At 43.9% G+C, this 2,260-nt stretch carries 3 protein-coding genes; all 3 read left to right on the top strand.

All coding sequences use genetic code 11. The annotated features are described in order from the left end of the window. The coding region (locus tag ACKI5B_RS09865; protein WP_407428264.1) for an Ig-like domain-containing protein at positions 1-835 on the top strand (835 nt) is incomplete at its 5' end. 95 nt (positions 836-930) lie between these two features. After that, positions 931-1,962 carry a hypothetical protein gene (locus ACKI5B_RS09860; protein WP_407428262.1) on the top strand — a complete coding sequence of 344 codons (1,032 nt, stop codon included), beginning with the start codon at positions 931-933 and terminating at the stop codon, positions 1,960-1,962. Further along, on the top strand, positions 1,959-2,260 hold a 302-nt coding region (locus ACKI5B_RS09855; protein ID WP_407428260.1), incomplete at its 3' end, for a hypothetical protein. The genes ACKI5B_RS09860 and ACKI5B_RS09855, both read left to right, overlap by 4 nt.

Here is a 2,260-nt window from a genome sequence, read left to right as displayed (position 1 = left end):
AAAAGCTTACAATGCAGAGATGAAGCCTTCAAGTCCTGTTACCACCGCAGCAGATTTCCTTGCAAATGCTGACTGCTTAAAGTTTATGAGCCGTAAGCTCACAGAATTTAAAGACTATTTCAAGAAAATGTCAAAGCTGTTCAATATCGCACAGCGTGCAACTTTCGTACCTGAAGAGCGCATTAAGCTTCAGATCTTAGGCTATGCAGAGCAGGCATTCAACAGCGTTGCACAGTCCGGCACTTTCCACGAGATATTTACTTCGCTTCCCGGATATGAGACAGTTCCTTACTGGCAGGGCTCAGGCTTACAGGATGCAACAAGCACAGCGCTTGCATTTGATCAGCTGTCAAAGATCAGTGTAACTGATGATAACAATGTTACAACAACAGCTGACGGTATTGTTGCACTTATGGCAGACAAATGGGCCTGTCTACACGGACTCAAGTATCCCAGAAGAATAGCAACCAAGTACCATGAGCCCGAAGACGTGCTCCAAACTTTTATACAAACGGTTGAAAACAGGGCAGTTATACCCACACAGAACGCTGTTGTATTTATTCTTTCGACTGAGCCTTCCGTTACCGTATCACCTAATCAGCTTACACTGAAGGAAGGTGGTACTGCTGATCTTAGCGCTGTTACATATCCCGCAGCAGAAACTGTTACCTGGAGCGCTTCAGACTCGGGCACATATGCAAGCGTAAATGCAAGTACCGGTAAAGTTACAGCTGTTGCCGAAGGAGAAGCAACGATCACTGCTACAATCACTGTTAACGGTATATCTTATACAGATACATGCGCAGTTACAGTTGAAGCTGCGGCTGAAGCCTGACGTTTTGGTGATGGTTACCCCATAGAATGCATGTAAACTCCGGAAAAGGGGCTGAGGTTAACGCCTCAGCCTTTTTTCTTACAAGAGGTGACAATATGAATATACTTGAAGATTTAAAAAGACTTAGAAAAGTACCCTTTACAAAGGCAGCTTTGCAAAGTTATATAATCGAAATAATGGAAAACTTCTTTTATTCCATGTTTGATTATACCGACTTTCCTGAAAGTATGCCGAAAGAGTACGCAGAAAGATATCTGATCTGGTACGGAGCAGCCGCTGCCGGTGAAGTACCGGAGAGCTACAACAAAGGACTTTACAAAGGGCCTAAAGTATTTTTACACGCAGCAGCATCTGAAGACCCTGATATATACGGTATCGGCAGCAAATGCATTGTTACCGGATGCAATGGTTATTGTGAAGTAAAAGAGTTTGACGAAATTGCTTTCGGATGGAATAACTCAGCGCATACAAACTTATCACAGTTTATAGCGTTATCTTCCGAAGCAATAGCAAATACTTTAGTGACTGTCAGATCTGATGTCAATTACGCAAAAAACCATCCTATATATAAAGCACGTGACGACAAAGAAGCCGCAGCACTGAATGCATACTGGCAGAAAGTCAAGGACTCTGACGGTTCAGACGACCTTGCAATAGCTTCAAAGAACATACTTGATGAAGTGCTGGAAGGACAGCCCGGCGCAGCTCAAAACGTGATAAATCTTTCAGACCCTTTGACAAGCGATAAACTGCAATATATCACAAAGGTTGTTGACGACTATATGCGGTGGTGCTTCGGACTGTACGGCCAGACCATACAGGGTAACGGCAAGATGGCCCAGCAGACAGTCGACGAAGTGAACGGACAGACAAGCACAAGCTTTATCTTGCCGAATGACATGTTATATCAGCGCAGGTTATGGCTTGATCGAATGAAAGCCAAAGGCCTTGTACCTGAGACAGCAGACATTGACTTCAGCAAGGCTTGGAAGGTTGAAGAAGTAAAATATCAAAAGGAAGCCGACATTGATGAAAACGGCGAGCTTGAAGAAGTACAGCCGGGTGAAGAGCCGGAGACAGAGCCGGAGACTCAGCCGGAAGAACAGAAAGGAGCTGACGAAGAGTGAAAAAGTTTTATAAACTTGAAGATATTGCAAACTTTGAAAATATAAATAACCACTTTGCAGCCGTCGGCACTCCGACTTTTACAGCTGATGCACAGCAGCTCAGCCTGTGGAATGAAAGCCAGTTTGAAAGCATCTTTGAAGAGCACACCGAAAAGAGCTTTTATTATAAGGAAACAAATGACCCTTGGGGTGCATTCAAGATCAAGTATACACAGTGGCTTGGAAGAAACAGCAGTTTTATTGCAAACGAGCTGTCAGCGCTTCTGTCAAAATACAATCCGATCTATAACTATGACCG

This window comes from Treponema sp., assembly GCF_045657965.1.
Lineage (GTDB): Bacteria > Spirochaetota > Spirochaetia > Treponematales > Treponemataceae > Treponema_D.
Note: the sequence above shows the minus strand (reverse complement) of the source record. Positions and strands in the feature narration are given on the sequence as shown.